General features: G+C 61.9%; 22 protein-coding genes. 10 read left to right on the top strand and 12 right to left on the bottom strand.

The window, feature by feature from the left end; translation table 11 throughout:
- The first annotated feature begins 226 nt into the window (after positions 1–226).
- From AC0IXA_RS21590 to AC0IXA_RS21555, 8 genes are all read left to right on the top strand, one after another.
- Entirely contained in the window at positions 227–2,161 is a 1,935-nt protein-coding gene (locus AC0IXA_RS21590; RefSeq protein WP_471814480.1) for a putative nucleotidyltransferase substrate binding domain-containing protein, read from the top strand.
- Entirely contained in the window at positions 2,158–2,865 is a 708-nt protein-coding gene (locus AC0IXA_RS21585) for a 3'-5' exonuclease (protein ID WP_471814479.1), read from the top strand. The genes AC0IXA_RS21590 and AC0IXA_RS21585 overlap by 4 nt, the downstream gene beginning before the upstream one ends.
- Positions 2,866–3,107: 242 nt before the next feature.
- Complete coding sequence (locus AC0IXA_RS21580; RefSeq protein ID WP_166554767.1) at positions 3,108–3,584, top strand: RNA polymerase sigma factor; 477 nt, start codon at positions 3,108–3,110, stop codon at positions 3,582–3,584.
- The gene (locus AC0IXA_RS21575; protein ID WP_471814478.1) at positions 3,581–4,555 is read left to right on the top strand and encodes a FecR domain-containing protein; all 975 of its coding nucleotides are present in this window, start codon (positions 3,581–3,583) and stop codon (positions 4,553–4,555) included. Before AC0IXA_RS21580 ends, AC0IXA_RS21575 begins: the two co-directional genes overlap by 4 nt.
- Positions 4,556–4,813: 258 nt before the next feature.
- A complete protein-coding gene (locus tag AC0IXA_RS21570; protein WP_471814477.1) occupies positions 4,814–7,240 on the top strand; it encodes a TonB-dependent siderophore receptor in 2,427 nt (808 codons plus the stop codon).
- Between the two features lie 74 nt (positions 7,241–7,314).
- Positions 7,315–8,445, top strand: coding sequence for a PepSY-associated TM helix domain-containing protein (locus tag AC0IXA_RS21565; RefSeq protein WP_423520332.1), 1,131 nt, complete (start codon positions 7,315–7,317; stop codon positions 8,443–8,445).
- Entirely contained in the window at positions 8,442–8,621 is a 180-nt protein-coding gene (locus tag AC0IXA_RS21560; protein WP_016772844.1) for a hypothetical protein, read from the top strand. The genes AC0IXA_RS21565 and AC0IXA_RS21560 overlap by 4 nt, the downstream gene beginning before the upstream one ends.
- Positions 8,622–8,783: 162 nt before the next feature.
- Complete coding sequence (locus AC0IXA_RS21555; protein WP_051600799.1) at positions 8,784–9,413, top strand: glutathione S-transferase; 630 nt, start codon at positions 8,784–8,786, stop codon at positions 9,411–9,413.
- 199 nt (positions 9,414–9,612) lie between these two features.
- Here AC0IXA_RS21555 and creD read toward each other — a convergent pair whose 3' ends face one another.
- The 4 genes from creD to rloA2 form a co-directional block, all read right to left on the bottom strand.
- Positions 9,613–10,980: a cell envelope integrity protein CreD gene (creD, locus tag AC0IXA_RS21550; RefSeq protein WP_471814476.1), complete on the bottom strand. Its 1,368-nt coding sequence runs from the start codon at positions 10,978–10,980 to the stop codon at positions 9,613–9,615.
- A gap of 132 nt (positions 10,981–11,112) precedes the next feature.
- Positions 11,113–12,531 carry a two-component system sensor histidine kinase CreC gene (gene creC / locus AC0IXA_RS21545; RefSeq protein ID WP_471814475.1) on the bottom strand — a complete coding sequence of 473 codons (1,419 nt, stop codon included), beginning with the start codon at positions 12,529–12,531 and terminating at the stop codon, positions 11,113–11,115.
- Positions 12,531–13,211, bottom strand: a complete 681-nt coding sequence (gene creB, locus AC0IXA_RS21540; RefSeq protein WP_024014583.1) for a two-component system response regulator CreB — start codon at positions 13,209–13,211, stop codon at positions 12,531–12,533. Before creB ends, creC begins: the two co-directional genes overlap by 1 nt.
- A gap of 69 nt (positions 13,212–13,280) precedes the next feature.
- Positions 13,281–13,787: a retropepsin-like aspartic peptidase RloA2 gene (gene rloA2 / locus AC0IXA_RS21535; RefSeq protein WP_016772839.1), complete on the bottom strand. Its 507-nt coding sequence runs from the start codon at positions 13,785–13,787 to the stop codon at positions 13,281–13,283.
- A 258-nt stretch (positions 13,788–14,045) separates the two neighbouring features.
- Between rloA2 and AC0IXA_RS21530 the strand changes: the two genes are divergently transcribed.
- Positions 14,046–14,933 (top strand): acyltransferase, encoded by an 888-nt coding sequence (locus AC0IXA_RS21530; protein WP_341638062.1) that lies wholly within the window; start codon positions 14,046–14,048, stop codon positions 14,931–14,933.
- A 1-nt stretch (position 14,934) separates the two neighbouring features.
- On the opposite strand, the gene AC0IXA_RS21525 is transcribed toward AC0IXA_RS21530, so the two are convergent.
- Positions 14,935–15,492, bottom strand: coding sequence for a DUF2780 domain-containing protein (locus AC0IXA_RS21525; protein WP_041476745.1), 558 nt, complete (start codon positions 15,490–15,492; stop codon positions 14,935–14,937).
- A 279-nt stretch (positions 15,493–15,771) separates the two neighbouring features.
- On the opposite strand from AC0IXA_RS21525, the gene AC0IXA_RS21520 reads away from it, so the two are divergent.
- Positions 15,772–16,083 carry a hypothetical protein gene (locus AC0IXA_RS21520; RefSeq protein ID WP_341638063.1) on the top strand — a complete coding sequence of 104 codons (312 nt, stop codon included), beginning with the start codon at positions 15,772–15,774 and terminating at the stop codon, positions 16,081–16,083.
- A gap of 62 nt (positions 16,084–16,145) precedes the next feature.
- Here AC0IXA_RS21520 and fdhA read toward each other — a convergent pair whose 3' ends face one another.
- The 7 genes from fdhA to glyA form a co-directional block, all read right to left on the bottom strand.
- Positions 16,146–17,345 carry a formaldehyde dehydrogenase, glutathione-independent gene (gene fdhA / locus AC0IXA_RS21515; RefSeq protein ID WP_016772834.1) on the bottom strand — a complete coding sequence of 400 codons (1,200 nt, stop codon included), beginning with the start codon at positions 17,343–17,345 and terminating at the stop codon, positions 16,146–16,148.
- A gap of 154 nt (positions 17,346–17,499) precedes the next feature.
- A complete protein-coding gene (gene purU / locus AC0IXA_RS21510) occupies positions 17,500–18,357 on the bottom strand; it encodes a formyltetrahydrofolate deformylase (protein WP_137214254.1) in 858 nt (285 codons plus the stop codon).
- A gap of 190 nt (positions 18,358–18,547) precedes the next feature.
- A complete protein-coding gene (locus AC0IXA_RS21505) occupies positions 18,548–19,180 on the bottom strand; it encodes a sarcosine oxidase subunit gamma (protein WP_016772832.1) in 633 nt (210 codons plus the stop codon).
- A 142-nt stretch (positions 19,181–19,322) separates the two neighbouring features.
- Complete coding sequence (locus AC0IXA_RS21500) at positions 19,323–22,340, bottom strand: sarcosine oxidase subunit alpha (RefSeq protein ID WP_471814474.1); 3,018 nt, start codon at positions 22,338–22,340, stop codon at positions 19,323–19,325.
- Complete coding sequence (locus AC0IXA_RS21495) at positions 22,337–22,666, bottom strand: sarcosine oxidase subunit delta (RefSeq protein ID WP_016772830.1); 330 nt, start codon at positions 22,664–22,666, stop codon at positions 22,337–22,339. The genes AC0IXA_RS21500 and AC0IXA_RS21495 overlap by 4 nt, the downstream gene beginning before the upstream one ends.
- A gap of 14 nt (positions 22,667–22,680) precedes the next feature.
- Positions 22,681–23,931, bottom strand: a complete 1,251-nt coding sequence (locus AC0IXA_RS21490) for a sarcosine oxidase subunit beta (protein ID WP_016772829.1) — start codon at positions 23,929–23,931, stop codon at positions 22,681–22,683.
- Positions 23,932–23,952: 21 nt separating this feature from the next.
- Positions 23,953–25,206, bottom strand: coding sequence for a serine hydroxymethyltransferase (glyA, locus tag AC0IXA_RS21485; RefSeq protein WP_024014589.1), 1,254 nt, complete (start codon positions 25,204–25,206; stop codon positions 23,953–23,955).
- Positions 25,207–25,277: the final 71 nt, after the last annotated feature.

The raw sequence follows: 25,277 nt of genomic DNA, 5'->3' as shown, positions 1-25,277 counted from the left end.
GGCAAGTCGTCAGACATCACCGGACAGCGCTTCAATGTGCACTTCGTCGGAATTTTTTCCAAGTGGCTGGCGCAAGCTTTTCCGAGCTTTTGCGTAGGTTATTTCCGAAAATCGGCCAATGGTGGCAAAACCTAGACTTACGTCCAATGGGCACCCTGCCCGCCGGGGCCGACCATGGTCGCAACGATCCGACAACAACAATTCGAAAAAGACTGCGGTAATGGTTATGAGCAAAGCGGACGCCTTCACCCAGGCAGGGAAAACCGCGGTGTTGCAGAACATTCAGGGCACCCTGCAATTCCTCCAGCGCTTCCCGCCCTTCAATCAGATGGAACACGCCCACCTCGCCTATCTGGTGGAGCAATGTCAGCTGCGTTTTTTCGCCCAGGGCGAGAGCATCATCAAACCGGCCGACGGCCCGGTGGAACACTTTCATATCGTCAAACAGGGTCGGGTGGTCGGCGAACGCCAGCACATCACCAAACCCGGCACCGAGACCACCTTCGAAATCACCACCGGCGAATGCTTTCCGCTGGCGGCTCTGCTCGGTGAACGCGCCACGCGCACCGAACATCTGGCGGGCGAAGACACCTTCTGCCTGCAACTGAACAAACTGGCGTTCATCAAACTGTTCGCCCTCTCCAGCACCTTCCGCGATTTCGCCTTGCGTGGGGTGAGCAGCCTGCTCGATCAGGTCAACCAGCAAGTCCAGCAAAAAGCCGTGGAAACCCTCGGCACCCAATACTCGCTGAACACACGTCTCGGTGAACTTGCGATGCGCCATCCGGTGACTTGCAGCGCCGATACGCCACTGCGTGAAGCGGTGAAGCTGATGCACGAGCAACAGGTCGGCAGCATCGTCGCGGTGGATGAGCACAAGGCGCCGCTGGGGATTTTCACCCTGCGCGATTTGCGCCATGTGGTCGCCGAAGGTGTCGGTGATTTCAGCGACGCCATCGAACAGCACATGACTCGATCACCGTTTTATCTGTCGCCGGATCACAGTGCCTTCGATGCGGCGATCGCCATGACCGAGCGGCACATTGCTCACGTCTGCCTGGTCAAGGATCAGCGCTTGTGCGGCGTGGTGTCCGAGCGTGACCTGTTCTCCCTGCAACGGGTCGATCTGGTGCACCTGGCCCGGACCATCCGCAGCGCGCAACGGGTCGAACAACTGGTGACCTTGCGCGGCGAGATCGGCCAACTGGTCGAGCGCATGCTCGCCCACGGCGCATCGTCGACGCAGATCACCCACATCATCACACTGCTCAACGATCACACGGTGTGTCGGGTCATTGAACTGACCCTCGCCGAAAAGGGCGACCCGGGCGTGCCGTTCAGCTGGCTGTGTTTCGGCAGCGAGGGTCGGCGCGAGCAGACGCTGCACACCGACCAGGACAACGGCATCCTGTTCGATGCCCGCGATGCCGCGCACGCAGCAGAGATTCGCGGCAAGCTGCTGCCGATTGCCCAGCAGATCAACCAGAGCCTGGCGCAGTGCGGTTTCACTCTGTGCAAGGGCAACATCATGGCCGGCAATCCCGAGCTGTGTCTGTCGCGGGCCGAATGGGCGCGACGCTTCGCGGCGTTCATCCGCGAAGCCACACCAGAGAACCTGCTGGGCTCGAGCATTTATTTCGACCTGCGCGTGGTCTGGGGCGATGAACAAGGCTGCGAGCAATTGCGCCGGGGCATCCTAGATCAGGTCGCCGACAACCGTTTGTTCCAGCGTATGCTCGCCGAAAATGCGCTGCGCAATCGCCCTCCCGTTGGGCGCTTCCGTGAATTCGTGCTGGCCCGCAAGAACGGTGAGAAGGCCACGCTGGATCTGAAAATCCAGGGCCTGACGCCGTTCGTGGACGGCGCCCGTCTGCTGGCGCTGGCCAACGGCATCGACGCCAACAATACCCTCGAACGCTTTCGCCAACTGGTCGATAAAGAGGTCATCGAGCCGCTCGACGGCGCGGCGTATGAAGAGGCGTATCACTTCATTCAACAAACGCGGATGCAGCAGCATCAGTTGCAAACCCGGGAAAATCAGCCGTACTCCAACCGCGTCGATCCCGACAGCCTCAATCATCTCGACCGGCGCATCCTGCGCGAATCCCTGCGCCAGGCGCAGCGCCTGCAAAGCAGCCTGACCTTGCGGTATCAGCTATGAGCCTGTTCTCCTGGCTGCGCCCGGCCAGCCCCGTGGTGTCGGCGGATTTGCAGCAGCGGCTGGCGAAGCTGCCGGCGCTTGCCGAGCTGAGCGAGTGCAGCCTGCGCGAGCAGCGCTGGGTGGTGCTGGACCTGGAGACCACCGGCCTGAATATGAGCAAGGATCGGGTCCTGTCGATCGGCGCGGTGGTGATCGAGGACGGCGCGATCGATTTCCGTCAGCAGTTCGAACGCACCTTGCAATGCCGCGAATTGAAGCTCAGCCCCAGCGTGCTGATTCATGGCCTCGGCCCTAGTGCAATTGCCGCAGGCAGCGACCCAGCGGAAGCGTTGCTGGAGTTGCTGGAGTTCATCGGCGACAGCCCGGTGCTGGCGTTTCATGCGCCGTTCGATCAGCACATGCTCGGGCGTGCAGTGAAGGAACACTTGGGGCATAAGCTGCAGCATGTGTTTCTGGATGTGGCGGACATTGCGCCGCTGTTATGTCCGCAGGCGCAGATTCGCGAGGCCGGGCTGGATGAGTGGATCGAGTGGTTCCGGCTTGAAGTGTTCGAGCGGCATAACGCGAGTGCCGATGCGCTGGCCACGGCGGAGTTGGCATTGATTCTGTTCAGCCGCGCGCGGGGGCAGCAGATTTACAGTCCGTTGCAGCTGCAGCAGCGGTTGAGCCAGTGGAAGCGGCGGCAGCAAACTCACTCTTTCTAGCACTACCCCTGTAGGAGCTGCCGCAGGCTGCGATCTTTTGATTTTATAAACAGCAAGATCAAAAGATCGCAGCCTTCGGCAGCTCCCACAGAGGCATGCAGCCCTATCACCTGACCAGTGGCCAATTGCTAACCATTCCCACCTCTGCCAGAATCGCGAACTATTCTCGTTAGTTAACATTTCCCAATCGGTGATGTCCGGTGTCGTCAGTGCCCAACCCCCACAGTGAGCTCGTCGGTGCAATGTATCGCGACCATCGCGGTTGGCTGCTGGCGTGGTTGCGGCGCAATGTGGCGTGTCCGCAGCGTGCCGAAGACCTGAGCCAGGACACGTTCGTGCGCTTGCTCAACCGCGACGAACTGCTGACGCCGCGCGAACCTCGGGCGTTTCTGGTGGCGATCGCCAAAGGCCTGTTGTTCGACTACTTCCGCCGCGCCGCGCTGGAACAGGCCTACCTCACCGAACTGATGCTGATCCCCGAAGACGAGCAGCCTTCGGTGGAAGAACAGCAAATGATCCTCGACGACCTCAAAGCCATTGATCGCCTGCTCGGCAAGTTGTCGACCAAGGCCCGCGCGGCCTTCCTGTACAACCGCCTCGACGGCCTCAGCCACGCCGAGATCGCCGGCAAGCTCGGCGTCTCAGTGCCGCGCGTGCGTCAGTATCTGGCGCAAGGCCTGCGTCAGTGTTACATCGCCCTTTACGGTGAACCGACATGACCGCGGCCAGTTCGCGGCCGGTGCCGGCGCATGTGCTGGACGCGGCGATTGCCTGGCAATTGACCCTCGACTCGAGCACCGCGCTGGAGCGTGAAGAATTCGCTAAATGGCATGCCGCCCATGAAGAACACGCCCGCGCCTGGCGTCAGTTGGGCATGCTCGATCAGCGCTTCAGCGTCGCCAAGGGCCCGGCCCGAAGTGCGTTGCTGCAATCGCGCGAAGGCATTCGCCGGCGCGTGCGCAAACTCGGCAGCGGGCTGGCCAGTGTCGTGGTGATCATCGGGCTCGGGCTGTTTGTCAGTGAGCGCTATCTGCCGCTGGATTACTGGCTCGCCGATCAGCGCACCGCCACCGGCGAACAGCGCAGCGTGCGCCTGTCCGACGGCACCCTGCTCAACCTCAATACCCACAGCGCGGTCGACGTACGCTTCGATGACGAGCGCCGCTTGATCGTGTTGCAGGAAGGCGAAATCCTCGTCGAGACCGGCCATGGCGACGCGCGTCCGTTTATCGTCGAAACCCGCGAAGGCAGCATGCGCGCGCTGGGCACGCGGTTTCTGGTCAAGCGCGAGCACGACGGCACGCGACTGAGCGTGTTGCAGTCTGCGGTGGCGGCCCATGCCCAGGCCAACCCGCAAGAACAGATTCTGCGCGAAGGCCAGCAGGTGTTGCTGCGCAGTGACGGGCTGGGCTCGATCGCCGCCCTCGCCCCCGGCGCCGATGCCTGGACGCGCGGCATGCTGGTGGTGGACAACGCGCGGCTGGGCGATCTGGTGCACGAGCTGGGGCGCTATCGTCGCGGGAATCTGGGCGTGGCGCCGGAGGTGGCCGATCTGCGCATTACCGGCAGCTTTCCGTTGCATGACACCGACAAGGCCCTGAGTGCATTGCTGCCGACTCTGCCAGTGCAGATCGAGCGGCATACGCCGTATTGGGTCACCGTGGCGAAGGCGCAGCCCTCCGCCCCTTGACATGATCGTTCCCACGCTCTGCGTGGGAATGCAGCCCGGGACGCTCTGCGTCCCTGCCGAAGCGGACGCGGAGCGTCCATTGAGGCATTCCCACGCGGAGCGTGGGAACGATCAATGTGGGAGCGAGCCTGCTCGCGAAGGCGCCATCAGCCGCACAACCATTTCCTGCCAAAAAGAATTTCCACCCAGCCCTATCACTTTTCCAATCTCGTCCGGCACACAGGCAATTGAGAAATATTTCCATTCAGGAGCCGCCGTATGTCCCGTTCGCCAGACACCTTGTTGCGCCCCAGTCTGCTGGCTTTTGCCATCGCTTTCGGCACGCCGCTGATCAGCTGCCCGTTGCTCGCCGCTGAGCAAGCGTCCAGCGTGCGCGCCTACAACCTGCCGGCGGCGCCGCTGTCGACCACCCTGAACCAGATCGCCAGCCAGGGCGGCCTCGCCCTGTCGCTCAATCCTGCGCTGGCCGCCGGCAAAACCTCGGCGCCGGTCAACGGCCAGTACAACGCCGCCGGCGCCCTGCGTGCGGCTTTGCGCGGCACCGGTCTGCAGCTGGAACAGAGCAGCGCCGGCACTTACACCCTGGTGGCCGTGCCGGAAGGCACGCTGGCCCTGCCGGAAACTTCGGTCATCGGCGTGGAAAACTTCGAAAGCGCCTGGGGCCCGGTCGAAGGCTATACCGCGACCCGCACCGCCGCCGGCACCAAGACCGACACTGCGCTGGTCGAAGCACCGCGTTCGATTTCGGTGGCAACCCGTCAGCAAATGGACGACCGCAGCGTGCACAGCCTCGATGATGCCGTGCGCTACATGCCGGGCATCACCGCCAGCAGCTACGGCAGCGACACCCGCGCCGACTGGCTGCGCGTGCGCGGTTTCGAACCGACCCAGTTCCTCGATGGCCTACCGCTGCCCAAAGGCGTGTACGCCAACCCGAAACAGGAAACCTGGAACCTCGACCGCCTCGCCCTGCTCCGCGGTCCGGCCTCGTCGGTGTACGGCCAGACCCCGCCGGGCGGTTTGCTCGACATGGTCAGCCGCCGCCCGAGCGCTGAAGCCAGCAGCGAAATCCAGTTGCAATACGGCAGCGACAATCACCGCCAGATCAACTTCGCCAGCACCGGCAAGATCGATGACGCCGGGCAGTTTCTCTATGGCCTCAGCGGCGTGGTGCGCGACAGCGGCACCCAGGTCGATCACGTCGACAACAAGCGCTACAACATCGCGCCGAGCCTGACCTGGAACATCGATGACGACACCAAACTCACTCTGCTGAGCCAGTTCACCCGCGACGACACCGGCATCACCAGCCAGTTTCTGCCGATCCAGGGCACGAAGATCAAATCGCCGCTCGGTGATATTTCCCATCACAAGAATCTCGGCGATCCGGATTGGGAATACTACGACCGCACCTACTACGCGCTGGGTTATGCCTTCGAACATCGGTTGAACGATGTCTGGCAGTTCAAACAGAACCTGCGCTACACCAAGTCGGACCTGTCGTTCCAGTCGCTGACCCCTGGTTCCTATCCGTTCACCACCGTGGATGCAGAGGGCAACGTCGGCCGCACCAGCACCAGCGTCGACGAAGACATCAGCCAGTTTGCCGTGGACAACAACTTCCAGGCCGACTTCGCCACGGGTGAGGTTCGCCACACCTTGCTGCTGGGTCTGGATCACCAGCGCAGCAACACCAACTACACCTCGATCTTTGGGGATGGTCTGCAAACCAACGTCATCAACCCGATCTACGGCCAGCCGATCGTACGTCCGGCGCGCTCCACGGCGTTTTACGACTACAACCAGAAGACCTACCAGACCGGTCTCTACGTGCAGGACCAAATGGCTCTCGACCAGTGGCGCCTGACCCTCGGCGGCCGTGAAGACTGGGTGCACACCAGCACCCAATTCATCAACCAGAGCGACGCCACCAACACCCAGCGCGACAAGAAATTCAGCGGCAACGCGGCGCTCAGCTACGTCTTCGATAACGGCTTCGTGCCGTACCTGTCCTACGCCGAATCGTTCCAGCCGACCACGGGCGCCGATGCCACCTCGACCGGCTCGCTCAAGCCAACCGAAGGCAAGCAGTGGGAACTGGGCGTCAAATACCAGCCTCCGGGCAGCAAGACCCTGCTGACCGCCGCCGTGTATGACCTGACCCAGAAGAACGTCGCGGTGAACACCTTCGTCAACAACGTCTCGGTGACCAGCCAGACTGGCGAAGTGAAGGTCAAAGGCCTGGAACTCGAAGCCGTATCGGATGTGACTGACAACCTCAAAGTCATCGCTGCCTACACCCTGGCCAAGTCGGAAGTGCAGAAAGGCGTCGACAAGGGCAACCGCCTGCAACTGATGCCCAACCAACAAGCCTCGCTGTGGACCGACTACACCTGGCACGCCGGCGTGCTCGACGGTTTCGGTATCGGTGCCGGCGTGCGCTACACCGGCAACACCTATGGCGACAAGGCCAACACCTGGCTGGGCAAGGCCGATGCCTATACCGTGTTCGACGCCAGCGTGCATTATGATCTGGGCCGTCTGGACAACAGTCTCAAAGGTGCATCGCTGGCGGTGAACGCGACCAACCTGTTCGACAAGGACTACATTTCCACCTGCGACAGCTTCTATTGCTACTACGGCGACCAGCGCAGTGTCGTCGCCAGCGCCACTTACAAGTGGTAAGCCAGTGAGCTGAAACAGGCCATGTTCCCAGGCCGTCCGTACCGGACGGCTTTGGTGTTTTTGAAGGTCATGCAATGAAAAGTAAAACCATCCGCCGCTGGTCGTTCATCCACACCTGGACCAGCCTGATCTGCACGGTGTTTCTGCTGATGCTGGCGCTGACCGGTCTGCCGCTGATTTTCAGCCACGAGATTGATCACGCGCTGGGCAACGCCCCGGAGCTGCGCGAGATGCCGGCCGACACGCCGCAACTCGACCTGCAGCAACTGGTCGATGCCGCGCAGAAACATCGCCCGGGCGAAGTCATGCAGTACTTCGGTTATGACGACGAAGAGCCGAACGCGGCGTTCGCGATCATGGCCAAGACGGCCGACACCGAGCCGAACTCTTCGCACACCTTCATGCTCGATGCGCGCACTGGCGAAGCGCTGGAAACCCCTTCGGCCAACGGTGGCCTGATGCTGTTCATCCTGCGCCTGCACGTCGACATGTTCGCCGGGCTGCCGGGCAAGCTGCTGCTGGCGTTCATGGGCCTGCTGTTTGTCGTGGCGATCGTCTCCGGCACGGTGTTGTACTTGCCGTTCATGCGCCGCTTGAAGTTCGGCACCGTGCGCCAGGACAAATCCACCCGCCTGCGCTGGCTCGATCTGCACAACCTGATTGGCGTCGTGACCCTGACCTGGTGCCTGGTGGTGGGCGTGACCGGGGTGATCAGTGCCTGCGCCGACCTGCTCATCGCCGCCTGGCGCAACGACGCGTTGACCACGCTGATCGCGCCGTATCGCGATGCGCCGCCGCTGACCCAACTGGCGCCGGCTACGCGGCTGCTCGACATCGCCGAGGAAGTCGCACCGGGGATGAAGCCGGATTTCATCGCCTTCCCCGGCACGCGCTTTTCCAGCGAGCACCATTACGCGGTATTCATGAAGGGCGGCACGCACCTGACTTCGCACCTGCTGACGCCGGTGCTGATCGACGCCACGACACTTCAAGTCACCGCCGTGGCGGAACGGCCTTGGTACATGGACGCCATGGGCATGTCGCAGCCGCTGCATTTTGGTGACTACGGCGGCATGCCGATGAAGATTCTCTGGGCGACCCTGGATGTGCTGACGATCATCGTGCTGGCCAGTGGCGTTTACCTTTGGGTAGTGCGGCGCAAGGCGGCCAAGCCTGTATTGGAAGCGGCGGAGGCCTCGGCATGAAGCCGCGTCAGTCGAGTTTCTGGAAGGTTTTCAGCACACCGATCGTGATCGCCCTGCTCAGTGCGGCGGGGCTGTTTGCGGCGTTGCTGGGGGATGGAATCTGGGATGCCTTGAGCTGGGTCGGCCTCGGCGTTCCGGCATTTCTGGCCATAAGAGGTTTTCTGCCGCGAAGCTGAAAAACCCTTGTGGGAGCGAGCCTGCTCGCGAAAGCGCCCGGACACTCAACGTCAAAGTCGACTGTCACGACGCCTTCGCGAGCAGGCTCGCTCCCACATGGGTTCTGCGCCGGACGCGAGCAGGCTATGCTGCCCGATCATTGTCCTGATCGAGACCTTGCCATGTCCGCCCCCAGCATGACCCTGTACCACAACACTCTGTCGCCCTTCGTCCGCAAGGTCATGGTGCTGCTGCACGAAACCGGTCAGCAGGATCGTGTCGCGCTGCAGGACTGTGTGCTCAGCCCGGTCAGCCCGAACCCGGAGCTGATCGCCGACAACCCGTTGAGCAAAATCCCCGCCCTGCGTCTGGCCGATGGCAATGTCATCCATGACAGCCGCGTCATCCTCGAATACCTCGATCAGCAGCACGTCGGCAATCCGCTGATCCCCCGTGAAGGTGCGGCGCGCTGGCGGCGCCTGACCCTGGCGTCGATGGCTGACGGGATCATGGATGCCTCGGTGATGGTGCGTTATGAAACCGTGCTGCGCCCGGTGGAAAAACACTGGGACGAATGGCTCGACGCTCAGCGCGACAAGATCCGCCGCGCCCTCGCCGTGCTGGAGAGCGAAGCGATTGCCGAGCTGACCAGCCATTTCGACGTCGCGGCGATCAGTGTGGCCTGCGCTTTGGGCTATCTGGATCTGCGCTTCCCGGACATGGACTGGCGTGCAGCCAATCCGCAACTGGCCAACTGGTATTTCGAGGTGAGTCAGCGACCGTCCATGGTGGCGACAATGCCCAAGCCCTGATTCTGCGGCGCCTGATCTGCCCCCATCGCTGGCAAGCCAGCTCCCACATTGAATCGGGACAGACCGCTGACCTGTGTGTCGGCATATATCCTGTGGGAGCTGGCTTGCCAGCGATGGCACCACCTCGGTTCTGGCGGCAGCGCTGCAACAATCAGCGTCAGCAGAACCGCCACTTCCCTGCGCTCAGCCCTCAACCCGCTCATTGCATCGCCTCCACATCAAACTCCAGCGGCCTGGCCGGCTTCAAACCAATCCCGTACCAGTCCAGTTTGCGGGTCAGCACCATGAACACCCCGAGCAGACCGAACAGCATCAGCGAGCCCATCAGCAGCGCGTAATCCTCGGCGCTGAGCAATCCGTAGAGCAGGCCATACAGCGCCGCCAGCCCCGCCGAAAAACTTAAGCCATGCCGCGCGCTGCGCAGAACGTGGCTGACATAGAAACCGATCAACAACACGCAGCCACTCGCCGACAACAGATACGCCAGCGCAAAACCGATGTGTTCCGACAGCGACAACAGCAGCAGGTAAAAGAACGCCAGCGCGACACCGACCAAGGCATATTGCACCGGGTGCACCGCCAGGCTCTTGAGCACTTCGAAGAGGAAGAAACCGGCGAAGGTCAGGACGATGAACAGCAGCGCGTATTTGATCGCCCGGTCGCTCTTCAGGTACTGATCCACCGGATCGATGAAGCTCACGCCGAAGCTGCGCCCGTTGAGTGCATCACAGTCGCCAGCGACGCAGCGCTCCATTGCCTCTTGCAGGTTGGTGGAGAAAAACGAGGTCTGCCAGTCGGCGCTGAAACCCTGATCGTTGATCTCGCGCTTGGCCGGCAGGAAGTTGCCGACGAAGCTGGGGTGCGGCCAGTTGGCGGCGAGGCTGACACTGCTGGTCTTGCCCACCGGCACCACACGCAGCGAGCCGGTGCCTTGCAGGCGCAGGTCGAAACCGAAGGTCAGTTGCGTGGCTTTGCTGGCGTCGAGCGCCGGCAGGGTCACGTGTACGCCCTCGCCGATCCAGGCCACTTCGCTGCCGGGCACGAAGTCCAGTTGCTGGCCGGCGAGCTCGAGTTTCAGCGCGTTTTCTATGCCGCGAATGTCGCTGATGCCCACGGCGAGGAACGGCGCGTCGAATTGGTAATCGGCAAAGTTCTCTTTGATGCCCAGCTGCGCCGGCAGGGAAAAATGCCCATCGATACGGTTGTCGGCATGGAACAGTCGCGCCTCGTAAATGCCGCGTTTGCGCAATTCGGTCTGCACCTGGCCGTCGAGCTCGAAACGCTCCGGCAGAAAGTACAGACGCCCGCGCGTCTCGCTGATGTCCTCGTAGCGCTTGTTGGTTTTTTCGTTAGTCTTCCAGGTGCGCACAACCTTGCGATACGGCACCACCATCACCGGCCCGGTCAGTTGCTGGCTGTAACTGGAACTGCGCGCGATGTCTTCGAGCACGCCGTCGCGCAGTTGCTGACGTTCGTCGATGATGCCGTCGATCATCAGCAAGGGGATCAGCAACAGCAGGATCAGCAAGGCGATCGCGCCGAGCTTGATGGTCAGATTCTTGTTCATGGGACTCTCCCTGTTTGGATGGGAAGAGTCTGGTGATGCGGTGTGGAGGGAATGTGGGGGGAATATGGAGATTGTGTGGAGAATGCATTCCCCTGTGGGAGCGAGCCTGCTCGCGAAGGCCGCGACTCGGTTTCAAGGCAAGCGCAATACCACCTCAACCCCGCCCTCGACATTGCCAATGCGCATCACCCCGCCATGCAACTTGACCACTTCTTCAACGAAGTTCAGCCCCAGCCCGGTGCTCTTGCGTCCGCTGTCCGGGCGCGGCAACGAGTAGAAACGTTCGGTCAGGCGTGGCAAGGCGTAATCGGGAATTGGTGTGGTCTGGTTGAACAGGCGAAACTCGAGCTGCTCGCCAACCCGCTCGGCACTCAAACGCAACAGGCCCGACGCAGGAGTGAAATCAACCGCGTTTTCCAGCAGATTGCCCAACGCCTGACGCAGCAGAAACGGCTCGCCAATCAGCAGCGAATCCTCGCCGATCGCTTGCTCGACACGCAGTTGTTTGCCCTCGATCCGCGCGGCCTGCGCCTTGAGCAGTTCAGCGACCAACGCCGCCAGCGGCACTGCCACCCGTTCTTCCAGCCCTTGGCGTTGTTCGACCTGCGCAAGATTGAGCAAACGCTCGATCAACTGCTGCATCCGCGCGCTTTCGCTGTCGATGTTGCCGACAAAGCGCAAACGCTGGACTGGCGGCATATCGCTTTGCAGCAACTCCGCCGCGCCCCGAATCGCCGCCAGCGGACTCTTCAATTCATGGGTCAGGGTGTGCACATAGCGCTCGACGTAGGCCTTGCCTTCGAGCTGCGTGCGCATCTGCTCGACCGCCGTCGCCAGTTGCTCCAGTTCGCCGCCGCGATAGTGCGGCACTTCCACGCGCCGGCCTTCGCTGACCGCCTGGGCATAACCGGTCAACCGGTGCAGCGCACGGCTCAGCCACCATGAGAGCAAGGCGCCGAACAGCAGACCGAGGCCGATCAGTCCGGCGCCGTAAAACAGCAAACGCCGCTCGGTGCGATCGACATAGGGTTGCAGCGAACTGTTGGGCTTGGCCACGGTGACCACGCCGATGATCTTGCCGTTGTCGCGGATCGGCGCGCCGACGTGCATCACCGAAGAGCCCGGATCGTCAGGATCGCTGCGGCTGGAGCGCGCGCCGTACTCGCCGCGCAGGGTCAGGTAAACATCGTTCCAGCGCGAATAATCCTGGCCGACCGCGACGCCGCTGGAGTCGAGCACGACGATGCCCTTGGCGTCGGTGACGTAGATGCGGTGGTTGACCTGGTTCTTCGGCAAGCCCCAGATGGTCGCTTGCGGCTGCCGCTCGCCATAGGCACGGAGCAGTTGCGGCCAGCGGTTCTCGCTGAGGGTGCCGGCCTTGAAATCGTCGCGCAGGATTTCTGCCATCAGGTTGGCGGTGTCGACCAGCGTCTCCTCGGTGGACTGGCGCACGCCGGGGCGGATTTCCTCCATCACCGTGTTGAGGACGAAATAGCCGGTCAGGCCGACAAACAGCACGTACACCAGAAAGATCCGCAGCCCCAGCGACATCAGCTGTGCCCCGGGCTATAGCTGTAACCGAGGCCGCGATGGGTCTGGATCGGCTCGGCCTCGGCGCGCACCAGGCGCAACTTGGCGCGCAGGCTTTTGATGTGGCTGTCGATGCTGCGCTCGTAACCGGCATCAGCGGCAACGCCCAGCGCATCGAGCAATTGCTCGCGACTGAACACGCGTTCGGGTTGTTCGAGCAGGCATTGCAGCAGCCGGAATTCATGGCGGGTCAGGCTCAGCGGCTGGCCGCGATAGCTGATTTGCACGCGTTCGGCATCGATGCGAAACAGCGTTGAGCCTGCTTCCAGGGTTGCGCGCGGCGCCATGCGTTTGAGGATGGCTTTGACCCGCGCCGCCACTTCACGCGGGCTGAACGGCTTGACCACGTAATCGTCGGCACCGATCTCCAGACCCACCACGCGGTCGATCTCGGCGTCGCGGGCGCTGAGAAACAGCACCGGCACTTCCGTGAAGCGCCGCAATTGCTTGCAGGTTTCGAAGCCACTGATGTCCGGCAAACCGATATCGAGAATGATCAGGTCGGCCGGGGTTTGCCGCTGATGCTCCAACGCCGCCGCGCCGAGGTTCAGCCACGTGGTGCTGAACCCCTCGCCCTGCAAGGCAAAAATCAGTGTGTCGGCAATCGCCGCTTCGTCTTCGACAATTAGGATGTGCGGCATGGCGTCCGAGCCCGTGGCAGTTAGTGCGCGAACGGTGCCCCAAGCCCGGGGTTACGTCAATCAGACCACTTAGCAGTCAGGCTTGTCGGCGGTGTAACGCCGCGCCGGGTTGACCGCCGCGCCGAACTCGCGCAAGGCCTTGGCGCCGATCAGCAGCGGATAGTTGAAGTGGCTGCGGTCGGTCAGGTTGACCTCGACGGTGCGCTTGACGTTGCCCAGGCAAAGCTCCAGATCGACCACCGGGCGCTTGGCGACATCGCTGCTGTCGCGCTCTTCATCGTCCTCGTCGGAACGGCTTTTGATCTTGCTGATGCGCGCGACCTTGTGTTCGAAGACCTTGTTGCTGGCGTCCTTGGTGGCGAGGCGGAAACGCACCCAGTCTTCGCCATCACGGGTGAAGGTCTCGATGTCCTTGGCCGACAGCGAGGCGGTCAGCGCGCCGGTGTCCATCTTGGCCTTGAGCACTTCGCCACCGATTTCCGGCAGCGCGATGTATTCGTAGCGACCGTACAGCGTCGGCTCGGCGGCCATGACCGGCAGCGCAACGAGGGCAAACAGAGCAAGGAGGGATTTCACGTAAGGGTTTTCCTTGGGAGGTTGTGCAACGGGATTTTAGACCGTCGCGCGGTTGATCGTTCCCACGCTCTGCGTGGGAATGCATCCAGTGACGCTCTGCGTCACAGGGGACGCGGAGCGTCCCGGGCGGCGTTACCACGCAGAGCGTGGGAACGATCAGGTTAACGGGACTGAAGTGAAACATTCGTCAGCACCGATTTGGCCTGCTGCGCGAAGCTGCTTATCATGGCTCGCCCCTGCCACTTCATAGAGTTGCTTATGCGCCGCCTGCTCACCGGCTGTTTCGTCACCCTGCTGCTGTTGCTCAACACCCTGATCCTGATCGGGCCGTTGATGGTGTTTGCCCTGCTCAAACTGGTCGCACCCGGGCGCTGGCGGGATTACGCGTCGGGGGCGGTGATGTGGATTGCCGAGACCTGGGCCGAGATCGACAAGCTGATCTTCCGGCTGTGCATCCCGACGCAGTGGGACATTCGCGGCGGCGACGATCTGCGCCGCGACACGTCCTATCTGGTGGTCAGCAACCATCAATCGTGGGTCGACATTCCGGCACTGATCCAGACCCTCAACCGGCGCACGCCGTTCTTCAAATTCTTCCTGAAGAAAGAGCTGATCTGGGTGCCGTTCCTGGGCTTGGCGTGGTGGGCGCTGGATTACCCGTTCATGAAGCGCTACACCAAAGCCTTTCTGGCAAAGAACCCCGAGCTGGCGGGCAAGGATCTGGAAATCACCAAAGCGGCGTGCGAGCTGTTCAAGCGCCAGCCGGTGACGGTGGTGAATTATCTGGAAGGCACGCGCTACACCCTGGCGAAAAGCACCCAGCAGGAATCACCGTTCAACCACTTGCTCAAACCCAAGGCCGGCGGCGTGGCGTTCGTGCTGGCGGCGATGGGTGAACAACTCGACGCAATGCTGGATGTGACGGTGGTGTATCCGCAGGAAAAAATCCCGGGCTTCTGGGACCTGATCAGCGGCAGCGTGCCGCGAGTGATCATCGACATCAGGACCCGCGAACTCGACCCGGCGCTGTGGCAGGGCGATTACGAGAAAGATCCCGCGTTTCGCCAGCGTGTCCAGAACTGGGTCAACCAGCTCTGGACCGAAAAGGATCAGCGCATCGCCGAACTGCGCAACGAGCGCCGCTGACTCAAGTGCCGGTGCCGACACCCCAGATGCTGCCCAGGCTGCTCAACAGCGAACCGCCGACGCCCTGCTGACCGAGGTATTGCAGCAACACCGGGGCAAACTGGCCGATCATGCCGCTGTCCATGCCCAGCGCGCTGAACGCGTTGTTCAGGTCGTTGCTGTCTTTGACATTACCCAGCGCATTCTCAAGGCCAGCGGACTTGCCGGACGAACCGAGCAACGCCCCGAGCGCCGCCAGATTGCCGCTGCCACCGGACAGCTTGTCGATGCCCGGCACCTCCTTGGCCAGTTGCGAATAGTCGGTGCTGCTCAACTGATTCTTCGCCAGCCCGAGCATCGCACTGGTCCCGCCGACGGCCTGCTCCGGCGTGACGTCCAGCGCACTCAGAGCACTCAACAAACCAGCGGTCTCCGAGGTCGGCGCCGCAGCGGCCGCCTTGTCACCACCCTGCATCCCCGCTACCGCACCGGCCACGTCGTTCAGACTGAAACCGGCAAACACCGGCCCGGCGGCCAGAGTCAGGAGCGATGCCAGGGCAAAACCGCGTGAAATCTTCATTCAGACATCCTCTTGGGGAAAAGCAGCCGCCGGACAACGGCGACGAAACTGCCGGTTTGACCGGGGATCGGGCGGCATGTTCCTGGCGACGCATCCCATTCTCTACGCACTCACCTAAATGAATTGTTCAATCGTTGAATAGCTACTTCACTATTCGACTTCAAGCTGAAAACCCAACTATTTATTTCGATTAGAACTAACCAACTGTCAGATCTGACAGTTGGCAGTCATAACGATGCAAGTGAATATCTCCACTCCAATTACGTAACGGAGTACGAAATGATGAAGTTGAAAATTGTCACTGGCGCCCTGCTTGGTCTGACCATGATGAGTACTGCCTATGCTGCAACCTGCCCAACGATATCAGTGACTCATGCGCAAGGCGCCGAAGATGTCACCTTCACTTCTGCCCGACTTAAAGATAAAGACACTGCCAATTCGGTTGTCATCTGCCGATACGAAGGTGAGGCAGACCTTGGCGTCTCGGCTGGCTACAGAAACGACACTCCGGTTCAAGCCACCGGTAGCAATTGGAACGGTGATGAGTGTGCAACCAAGGATGGTGACGCCCGCAAATGCGCCTTTAAATAACTGGTCGAACACAGAACGAAAAAGGGCAGCCCGATCGGCTGCCCTTTTTACATGGGTAGAACTTACGCCGCACTGAACAACTTATGCGGATCAATCACAAACTTCTTCGGCACGCCGGCATCGAACTCGCCGTAACCTTCCGGCGCCTGATCGAGGCTGATGACCTGCACGCCCACCACTTCAGCGATGTTGATGCGGTCCCACATGATCGCCTGCATCAACTGGCGGTTGTACTTCATCACTGGCGTCTGCCCGGTGTGGAAGCTGTGGGATTTCGCCCAGCCCAGACCAAAGCGGATGCTCAGGCTGCCCATTTTCGCGGCGGCGTCGACGGCACCTGGATCTTCGGTGACGTACAGGCCAGGGATACCGATCTTGCCGGCAACGCGCACCACGCCCATCAGTGAGTTGAGCACCGTGGCCGGGGCTTCGGCCTTGACGCCGTCGTGGCCGTGGCCGCGGGCTTCGAAACCGACGCAGTCCACCGCGCAATCAACTTCCGGCTCGCCCAGCAGCGCGGCGATCTGTTCGTGCAGCGGGGTGTCCTTGGACAGGTCGACGACCTCAAAGCCCTGTGCCTTGGCGTGGGCCAGGCGGATGGTGTTGACGTCGCCGACGATCACCACCGCAGCACCGAGCAAGCGTGCGGAAGCGGCAGCGGCCAGACCGACCGGACCGGCGCCAGCGATGTACACGGAGCTCCCCGGGCCAACGCCGGCAGTGACGGCGCCGTGATAGCCGGTCGGGAGGATGTCGGAGAGGCAGGTCAGGTCGCGGATTTTCTCCATGGCCTTGTCGCGATCCGGCAGTTTCAGCAGGTTGAAGTCGGCGTACGGCACCAGCACGTATTCAGCCTGGCCACCGGTCCAGTCGCCCATGTCGACGTAACCGTATGCGCCGCCGGCACGGGCCGGGTTGACGGTCAGGCAGACGCCGGTGTGTTGCTCTTTGCAGGAACGGCAGCGCCCGCAAGCTACGTTGAACGGAACAGAGACCAGATCGCCGATCTTCAGGTTTTCGACGTCGGAGCCCTTTTCGATCACCTCGCCGGTGATTTCGTGACCCAGCACCAGACCGGTCTGCGCCGTGGTCCGACCGCGCACCATGTGCTGGTCGGAACCGCAGATGTTGGTGGAAACCACTTTGAGAATGACCCCGTGCTCGATCTTGCGACCGCGCGGGTCTTGCATTTTCGGATAGTCGATTTTCTGTACTTCGACCTTGCCAGCGCCGAGATACACCACACCACGATTGCCAGACATGCTTTCACCTCGCTGTTGTTTTTATGGAACCGCGTTGCCCGGGTTGGGCAGCGCGTTGAGTGCTCGGTAAATCAAAAGATCGCAGCCTTCGGCAGCTCCTACATGGATCGCATCCCCCTGTAGGAGCTGCCGAAGGCTGCGATCTTTTGGCGATCTAGAGAACGACGGTTCTGTTGGCGTTCAGGAACACCCTTCTTTCGATGTGATACCCGACCGCCCGCGCCAAGGTCAGGCCTTCGATATCCCGGCCCTTGGCAATCAGGTCCTCGGGGTAATGACTGTGATCCACCGCCTCGACGCCCTGGGCGATGATCGGCCCTTCATCGAGATCGTTGTTGATGTAATGCGCCGTCGCGCCCACCAGTTTCACGCCTTTGTTGTAGGCCTGGTGATAAGGCTTGGCGCCTTTGAAGCCCGGCAGCAGCGAGTGATGAATGTTGATCGCCTTGCCGTCGAGCTTGCGGCACAGCTCCGGCGATAGCACCTGCATGTAGCGGGCGAGGATCACCAGTTCGGCACCGGCCTCTTCGATCACCTGCCAGACCTGACGCTCCTGCGCCGGTTTGTCATTGGGGTCGAGAGGGAAATGGTAGTAGGGAATCTGGTGCCAGTCGGCCAACGGCTTGAGATCCGGATGGTTGGACACCACCGCGGCCACGTCCATAGACAACTGGCCGATGCGCTGGCGATAGAGCAAGTCGTTGAGGCAGTGATCGGCCTTGGACACCATGATCACCACTTTCGGCCGGTAGTTCGGCGCGGTCAGCTCGAAGAGCATGCCGAACGCCGCTCCGCGCTCGGCCAAACCTGCGCGGAAAGATTGCTCATCGAAACCATCAGGCTGACGGAATTCCACGCGAATGAAGAAACGCCCGGAGAGGCGGTCATCGAATGAGTGGTGCTCGGTGACATAACAGCCCTGCTCGAACAGAAAACGCGTGACCGCGTCCACCGTGCCGAGGACGCTGGGGCAGTCGGCGGTCAGAATCCATGTGTCTGGGGCGCGGCTCATATTTTTTCCTCTGATCGTTCCTACGCTCTGCGTGGGAATGCCGCCATGGACGCTCTGCGTCCGCTCTTGGGACGCGGAGCGTCCCGGGATGCATTCCCACGCGGAGCGTGGGAACGATCATCTATCTGCTCCCTTTCCCCCTCTCCCCCTCAGGGGGAGAGGGCTGGGGTGAGGGGGTGGCTTTTGATCTTCAGGCCTGGACGCTGAGGCCGTACTCGGCCGAAGCATCCTGCAACCACAACCACCAGTAATCCGAGAAGCTGCGACGGATCAGCAATTCCCAAGTGTCTTCGGCGGTATGGCGAATCATCAGCTGCGACTTGGCGAACACCGTGCCCACCGCTTTACCGACCGGGAAGTTGTTCGGGTGCACGTCATAGCTGGTGGACTTCATCAGCACCTGGCGCACGTTCGGCCCGCTCAGTTCGAGGATCTGCTGGCCGCCGCTGACGTTGACAATGGCAATGTGCAGATCACCCAGCGCTTCGCGCAGTTTCTGCTCGGCGGCGAATTCTTCGCCGCTTGGCACGATCAGCAGCCACTCGTCCGGGCCCATCCATTGCAGGCTGGTTTCGCCTTTGACGATCACGCTGAGGGCGCCGGGCAATTCAATGCCCAACGCTTTGTGCACACCGGCCGCGAAGGCTGCATCGTGGCCATCGCCACGAATGGTCAGGTGGCCGAGGAGTTTTTTCTCACGCACGATCACGCCGGCGTTCTTGCGGCCCTTGCCGACCAGGCTGGCGAGGTCGGCATGGTGCAGCGACGACTCGGCACGGGCACCGGTGGTCGGGCGTTGCTGGTAAACATTGGCTGTGGTCATAAAGCACCTTCTGAATTCTGTTGGTTCCTGTGGTAGCTGTGCCGCCGCCTTCGCGAGCAGGCTCGCTCCCACAGGGGAACGCGATCGAATGTGGGAGCGAGCCTGCTCGCGAATAGCCGCCCGCCCACCGCTCCCGAGGTTGTCAGATGTTCTGGCGATCACCCTTCGGATCAAAGAACACCGAAGAAACAATCTCCGCCTCGATCACGCTGCCATCGGCCAGCGGTGCGAACACCCGCTCGCCCATGCGCTTGAGACCGCCCTTGACCACACCCATGGCAAACGAATAACCGAGGGAGTTGTGCGCGTAGCTGGAGGTCACGTGGCCGACCATGGTCATCGGGATCGCCTGCTTGGTGTTGAACACCAGCTGCGCACCTTCCGGCAGCCACTTGGTCGGATCGATCGGCTTGAGGCCCACCAGTTGTTTGCGCTGGTCTTTCACGCAATCTTCGCGGTTCATGCCGCGCTGGCCGATCCACGAGAACGGTTTGGTGCGACCGACACACCAGCCCATGTTCAGGTCGTCCGGGGTCATCGAGCCGTCGGTGTCCTGGCCGACGATGATGAAGCCCTTCTCCGCCCGCAGCACGTGCATGGTTTCGGTGCCGTACGGCGTCAGGTTGTACTGCTTGCCGGCCTCGACGATTTTCTCCAGCACGCCCATCGCATAATCGGCCTGCACGTTGACTTCGTACGACAGCTCACCGGTGAACGAGATACGGAACACCCGCGCCGGCACATCGCCGACCAGACCTTCTTTCCAGGTCATGAACGGGAACGCTTCGTTGCTCAGATCGATGTCGGTCACGGCGCTGAGCAGCTTGCGGCTGTTCGGCCCGGAGAGGGTCATGGTCGCCCAGTGGTCGGTGACCGACGTGAAGTACACCTTCAGGTCCGGCCATTCGGTCTGGTGGTACAGCTCCAGCCACTGCAGTACGCGCGCGGCGCCGCCGGTGGTGGTGGTCATGACGAAATGGTTGTCGGCCAGACACGCGGTCACCCCGTCGTCGAAGACCATGCCGTCTTCCTTGCACATCAGACCGTAGCGAGCCTTGCCCACGTCGAGCTTGGTCCAGGCGTTGGTGTACACGCGGTTGAGGAACTCGCGGGCATCCGGGCCTTGAATGTCGATCTTGCCGAGGGTCGAAGCATCGAGCAGGCCAACGCTGTCGCGCACGGCTTTGCATTCGCGCTTGACCGCCGCGTGCAGGTCTTCACCGTTTTTCGGGAAGTACCATGGACGCTTCCACTGACCGACGTCTTCAAACTCGGCGCCGTTCTTCACATGCCAGGCATGCAGCGCGGTGTAGCGCACCGGTTCGAAAATGTGCCCGCAATGCCGACCGGCCACGGCGCCGAAGGTCACCGGCGTGTAGTTCGGACGGAACATGGTGGTGCCCATCTGCGGGATGGTGACGTTCAGCGAACGGGCGGCAATGGCCAGACCGTTGACGTTGCCGAGCTTGCCCTGATCGGTGCCGAAGCCCAGCGCGGTATAGCGTTTGACGTGCTCGACCGACTCGAAACCTTCGCGGGTCGCCAGTTCGATGCCACCGGCGGTGACATCGTTCTGGAAGTCGACGAATTGCTTCGGTGCACGCGCCGAGCTCTTCTCGTGCGGCACCTGGAACAGCGCCAGGGTCGGCTCTTCGAGACGGCTCAAGGCTTTCGGCAACACGCCTTCAACGGTCTGGAAACCGGCCTCGGCAGCAGCGCGCACGCCACCTTCAAAACCGTCGGCCAGCGAATCGCCCAGCGCGTAGACGCCATTGATGCCACCGACGCACACGCGCTTCTGCGGTGCTTCGCCCGGTACGAAACCAAGAATGTCTTCACGCCACACTGGTTTGCCACCGAGGTGCGAAGCCAGGTGAACCACCGGGCTGTAACCGCCGGAGCTGGCCACCAGGTCGCAGTCGAGCCATTCGCCCGGACTGCTCACGGCGTGGGCCTTTACGTCAATCGCGGCGACGCGTGCAGCGGTCACTCGCTTGCTGCCACGCACTTCAATGACCGCGCTGCCGGTGAGGATGCGAATGCCTTTGGCGCGCGCTTCTTCGACCAATGCACCGCGCGGATTGCTGCGTGCATCAGCGATCGCTACCACTTGCAGACTGGCATCGAGCCAATCCAGAGCGACACGATAGGCGTGATCGTTGTTGGTCGAGAGCACCAGCTTCTTGCCTGGCGCCACGCCATAGCGACGTACGTAAGTCGACACCGCGCCAGCGAGCATGTTGCCCGGCACGTCGTTGTTGCCGTAGACCAGCGGACGCTCGTGGGCGCCGGTCGCCAGCACCACGCGCTTGGCGCGGACACGGTGGATGCGCTGACGCACCTGACCGATCGGCGCGCGGTCACCGAGGTGATCGGTGAGGCGTTCGTGAATAGTCAGGAAGTTGTGGTCGTGGTAACCGTTGACCGTGGCGCGCGGCAACAGCAGCACGTCCGGGGTGTTCTTCAATTCAGCGATGACGCTGGCGACCCATTCCATCGCCGGTTTGCCGTCGAGGCTTTCGCGGGAATCAAGCAGGCTGCCGCCGAACTCTTCCTGCTCGTCGGCCAGAATCACGCGGGCACCGCTGCGCGCAGCGGCCAGGGCTGCGGCGAGACCGGCCGGGCCGGCACCGACGATCAGCACGTCGCAGTGCTGGTTCATGTAGTCGTAGGTGTCCGGATCGTTCTCGGTCGGCGAACGGCCGAGGCCGGCAGCCTTGCGGATGTACTTCTCGTAAGTCATCCAGAACGATTGCGGGTACATGAAGGTTTTGTAGTAGAAACCCGGCGGCATCAGCTTGCCGCCGACCTTGCCGAGAATCCCCATCATGTCGTTGTTGACGCTCGGCCAGCCATTGGTGCTGGTAGCGACCAGGCCCTGATACAACGCCTGTTGCGTGGCACGCACGTTGGGAATCTGCGTGGCTTCGGTGGCACCGATCTGCAACACCGCGTTCGGCTCTTCGGAACCGGCGGCGAAGATGCCGCGAGGGCGCGAATACTTGAAGCTGCGGCCGATGATGTCGACGCCGTTGGCGATCAGGGCAGCGGCCAGCGAGTCACCTTCATAGCCTTTGTAGGTCTGGCCGTTGAAGGTGAAGCTCAGCACTTTGTTGCGGTCGATCCGTCCACCGTTGGACAGGCGATTGGTCTGGCTCATACCTTCTCTCCCAGCGCCGTCGTGGCTGTTTTCGCAGTGCCAGCCTTGTCGGTGAATTGCGGCTTCTCGCCGATCTTGTAGCTCTCGAGAATCTCGTAGGTCACGGTATCGCGAGTGACGTTGAAGTACTGGCGGCAACCGGCAACGTGGTCCCACAACTCGTGGTGCAGACCGCGCGGGTTATCGCGAAAGAACATGTAGTCGCCCCACTCCTCATCGGTGCAGGCGTTCGGATCCAGCGGACGCGGGATGTGCGCCTGACCGGATGCGTGGAATTCCTCTTCAGAGCGCAGTTCGCCGCAGTGAGGACAGAAGATATGCAACATGGGGATTTCTCCTGTTAGTGGGCAACCGCAGCAGCGCCGTGTTCATCGATCAACGCACCGTTGTGGAAACGGTCGATGGAGAAAGGTGCAGCCAATGGATGCATTTCACCCTTGGCCAGACTCGCGGCAAACACGTTGCCCGAGCCGGGTGTAGCCTTGAAGCCACCGGTGCCCCAACCGCAGTTGAAGAACATGTTCGGTACCGGCGTCTTGGAAATGATCGGGCAAGCGTCCGGGGTGGTGTCGACGATGCCGCCCCACTGGCGGTTCATGCGTACCCGCGAGAGCACCGGGAACATCTCGACGATGGCCTGGATGGTGTGCTCGATCACCGGGTACGAACCACGCTGGCCGTAGCCGTTGTAGCCGTCGATACCGGCGCCGATCACCAGGTCGCCCTTGTCGGACTGGCTGATGTAACCGTGTACGGCGTTGGACATGATCACGCTGTCGATAATCGGCTTGATCGGCTCGGACACCAGCGCTTGCAGCGGGTGGGATTCGATCGGCAGGCGGAAACCGGCAAGCTTGGCCATGTGTCCGGAATTACCGGCCGTCACCACGCCGACGCGCTTGGCGCCGATGAAACCCTTGTTGGTTTCGACGCCGATGCACACGCCATTTTCCTTGCGGAAACCGATCACTTCGGTCTGCTGGATCAAGTCCACGCCCAAGGCATCGGCGGCACGAGCAAAGCCCCACGCCACGGCATCGTGACGGGCGACGCCGCCGCGACGCTGCACGGTCGCACCCATGATCGGGTAGCGGGTGTTTTTCGAGCAGTCCAGGTACGGAATCTCGTCCGCAACCTGCTTGGCGTCGAGCAATTCGCCGTCGACGCCGTTGAGGCGGTTGGCGCTGACCCGACGCTCCGAATCACGGATGTCCTGCAGGGTGTGGCACAGGTTGTAGACGCCACGCTGGGAGAACATCACGTTGTAGTTGAGATCCTGCGACAGGCCTTCCCACAATTTCATCGCGTGTTCGTACAAATGCGCCGACTCGTCCCACAGGTAGTTGGAACGCACGATGGTGGTGTTGCGCGCGGTGTTACCGCCGCCCAGCCAGCCTTTTTCGACCACGGCGACATTGGTGATGCCGTGCTCCTTGGCCAGATAGTAGGCCGTCGCCAGGCCGTGCCCGCCGCCGCCGACGATGACCACGTCGTAGACTTTTTTCGGGGTGGGCGTGCGCCACATGCGCTGCCAGTTTTCGTGGTGGCTGAGCGAGTGTTTGAACAGGCCGAAGCCGGAATAGCGTTGCATAGTCATTACTCCAAAACCGACTCAGCGATAAACCGGGAAGTCTGCGCACAGGGCCGAGACCTGCTGGGCGACATTGGCCTCGACATCGGCGTCGCCGAGGTTGTCGAGGATGTCGCAGATCCAGCCGGCGAGGGTTTCGCACTGGCTGACCTTGAAGCCGCGCGTGGTCACCGCCGGGGTGCCGATGCGCAGGCCCGAGGTCACGAATGGCGACTGCGGGTCGTTCGGCACGGCGTTCTTGTTCACCGTGATGTGCGCGCGGCCCAGCGCGGCGTCGGCGTCCTTGCCGGTCAGGCCCTGACGGATCAGGCTGACCAGGAACAGATGGTTGTCGGTGCCGCCGGAGACCACATCGTAGCCACGCTTGATGAACACGCTGGCCATCGCCTGGGCGTTGTCGATCACTTGTTGCTGATAAGCCTTGAAGCCAGGCTCCAGCGCTTCCTTGAAGCACACCGCTTTACCGGCGATGACGTGCATCAGCGGGCCGCCCTGGGCGCCGGGGAAAACGGCCGCGTTGAGCTTCTTCTCGATCTCTTCGTTGGACTTGGCCAGGATCAGCCCGCCACGCGGACCGCGCAGGGTTTTGTGCGTGGTGGTGGTGACCACATCGGCGTACGGCAGCGGATTCGGGTACAGGCCCGCAGCGACCAGACCGGCGACGTGAGCCATGTCGACGAACAGCAGCGCCCCGACCTTGTCGGCGATCTGACGGAAGCGCGGGAAGTCCAGAGTTTTCGAGTAAGCGGAGAAACCGGCAACGATCATTTTCGGTTTGCACTCGACGGCCAGACGCTCGACTTCGTCGTAGTCGATCAACCCGGTGTCGGTGTTGATGCCGTACTGCACGGCGTTATAGAGCTTGCCCGAGGACGACACTTTCGCGCCGTGGGTCAGGTGACCGCCGTGGGCCAGGCTCATGCCGAGGATGGTGTCGCCCGGCTGGATCAGCGCCAGGTACACGGCGCTGTTGGCCGAGGAACCGGAGTGCGGCTGGACGTTGGCGTAATCGGCGCCGAACAATTGCTTGGCGCGCTCGATGGCCAGCGCTTCGACTTTGTCCACATGCTCGCAGCCGCCGTAGTAGCGCTTGCCCGGATAGCCCTCGGCGTATTTGTTGGTCAGGCCGCTGCCTTGCGCCTGCATGACGCGCTTGCTGGTGTAGTTCTCCGACGCGATCAGCTCGATGTGATCTTCCTGACGTTGCTCCTCGGCATTCATCGCCGCCAGCAGTGCATCGTCGTAACCCTGGATCTGGTCTTGCTTGCTGAACATCGCGTCTCTCCCAGCGGCATCTGTGCGCCATTCGTCTCGGTAAGGCACTGGCAATGATGGCAGTGCCCTTT

Source organism: Pseudomonas sp. AC083 (genome assembly GCF_979253165.1).
The sequence above is the reverse complement of the archived record's forward strand: the minus strand, read 5'-3'. Positions and strand labels throughout refer to the sequence as shown.

What these genes read in the sequence shown, in the direction of transcription:
- glyA (WP_024014589.1), bottom strand. Translation starts at nt 25,206, where the DNA reads ATGTTCAGCAAGCAAGACCAGATCCAGGGTTACGACGATGCACTGCTG.
- purU (WP_137214254.1), bottom strand. Translation starts at nt 18,357, where the DNA reads ATGAGCCGCGCCCCAGACACATGGATTCTGACCGCCGACTGCCCCAGC.
- fdhA (WP_016772834.1), bottom strand. Translation starts at nt 17,345, where the DNA reads ATGTCTGGCAATCGTGGTGTGGTGTATCTCGGCGCTGGCAAGGTCGAA.
- AC0IXA_RS21490 (WP_016772829.1), bottom strand. Translation starts at nt 23,931, where the DNA reads ATGCAACGCTATTCCGGCTTCGGCCTGTTCAAACACTCGCTCAGCCAC.
- AC0IXA_RS21555 (WP_051600799.1), top strand. Translation starts at nt 8,784, where the DNA reads ATGTCCGCCCCCAGCATGACCCTGTACCACAACACTCTGTCGCCCTTC.
- AC0IXA_RS21560 (WP_016772844.1), top strand. Translation starts at nt 8,442, where the DNA reads ATGAAGCCGCGTCAGTCGAGTTTCTGGAAGGTTTTCAGCACACCGATC.
- AC0IXA_RS21565 (WP_423520332.1), top strand. Translation starts at nt 7,315, where the DNA reads ATGAAAAGTAAAACCATCCGCCGCTGGTCGTTCATCCACACCTGGACC.
- AC0IXA_RS21530 (WP_341638062.1), top strand. Translation starts at nt 14,046, where the DNA reads ATGCGCCGCCTGCTCACCGGCTGTTTCGTCACCCTGCTGCTGTTGCTC.
- AC0IXA_RS21585 (WP_471814479.1), top strand. Translation starts at nt 2,158, where the DNA reads ATGAGCCTGTTCTCCTGGCTGCGCCCGGCCAGCCCCGTGGTGTCGGCG.
- AC0IXA_RS21500 (WP_471814474.1), bottom strand. Translation starts at nt 22,340, where the DNA reads ATGAGCCAGACCAATCGCCTGTCCAACGGTGGACGGATCGACCGCAAC.
- AC0IXA_RS21590 (WP_471814480.1), top strand. Translation starts at nt 227, where the DNA reads ATGAGCAAAGCGGACGCCTTCACCCAGGCAGGGAAAACCGCGGTGTTG.
- creC (WP_471814475.1), bottom strand. Translation starts at nt 12,531, where the DNA reads ATGTCGCTGGGGCTGCGGATCTTTCTGGTGTACGTGCTGTTTGTCGGC.
- AC0IXA_RS21505 (WP_016772832.1), bottom strand. Translation starts at nt 19,180, where the DNA reads ATGACCACAGCCAATGTTTACCAGCAACGCCCGACCACCGGTGCCCGT.
- AC0IXA_RS21495 (WP_016772830.1), bottom strand. Translation starts at nt 22,666, where the DNA reads ATGTTGCATATCTTCTGTCCTCACTGCGGCGAACTGCGCTCTGAAGAG.
- creD (WP_471814476.1), bottom strand. Translation starts at nt 10,980, where the DNA reads ATGAACAAGAATCTGACCATCAAGCTCGGCGCGATCGCCTTGCTGATC.
- AC0IXA_RS21520 (WP_341638063.1), top strand. Translation starts at nt 15,772, where the DNA reads ATGATGAAGTTGAAAATTGTCACTGGCGCCCTGCTTGGTCTGACCATG.
- AC0IXA_RS21580 (WP_166554767.1), top strand. Translation starts at nt 3,108, where the DNA reads ATGTATCGCGACCATCGCGGTTGGCTGCTGGCGTGGTTGCGGCGCAAT.
- creB (WP_024014583.1), bottom strand. Translation starts at nt 13,211, where the DNA reads ATGCCGCACATCCTAATTGTCGAAGACGAAGCGGCGATTGCCGACACA.
- AC0IXA_RS21570 (WP_471814477.1), top strand. Translation starts at nt 4,814, where the DNA reads ATGTCCCGTTCGCCAGACACCTTGTTGCGCCCCAGTCTGCTGGCTTTT.
- AC0IXA_RS21525 (WP_041476745.1), bottom strand. Translation starts at nt 15,492, where the DNA reads ATGAAGATTTCACGCGGTTTTGCCCTGGCATCGCTCCTGACTCTGGCC.
- AC0IXA_RS21575 (WP_471814478.1), top strand. Translation starts at nt 3,581, where the DNA reads ATGACCGCGGCCAGTTCGCGGCCGGTGCCGGCGCATGTGCTGGACGCG.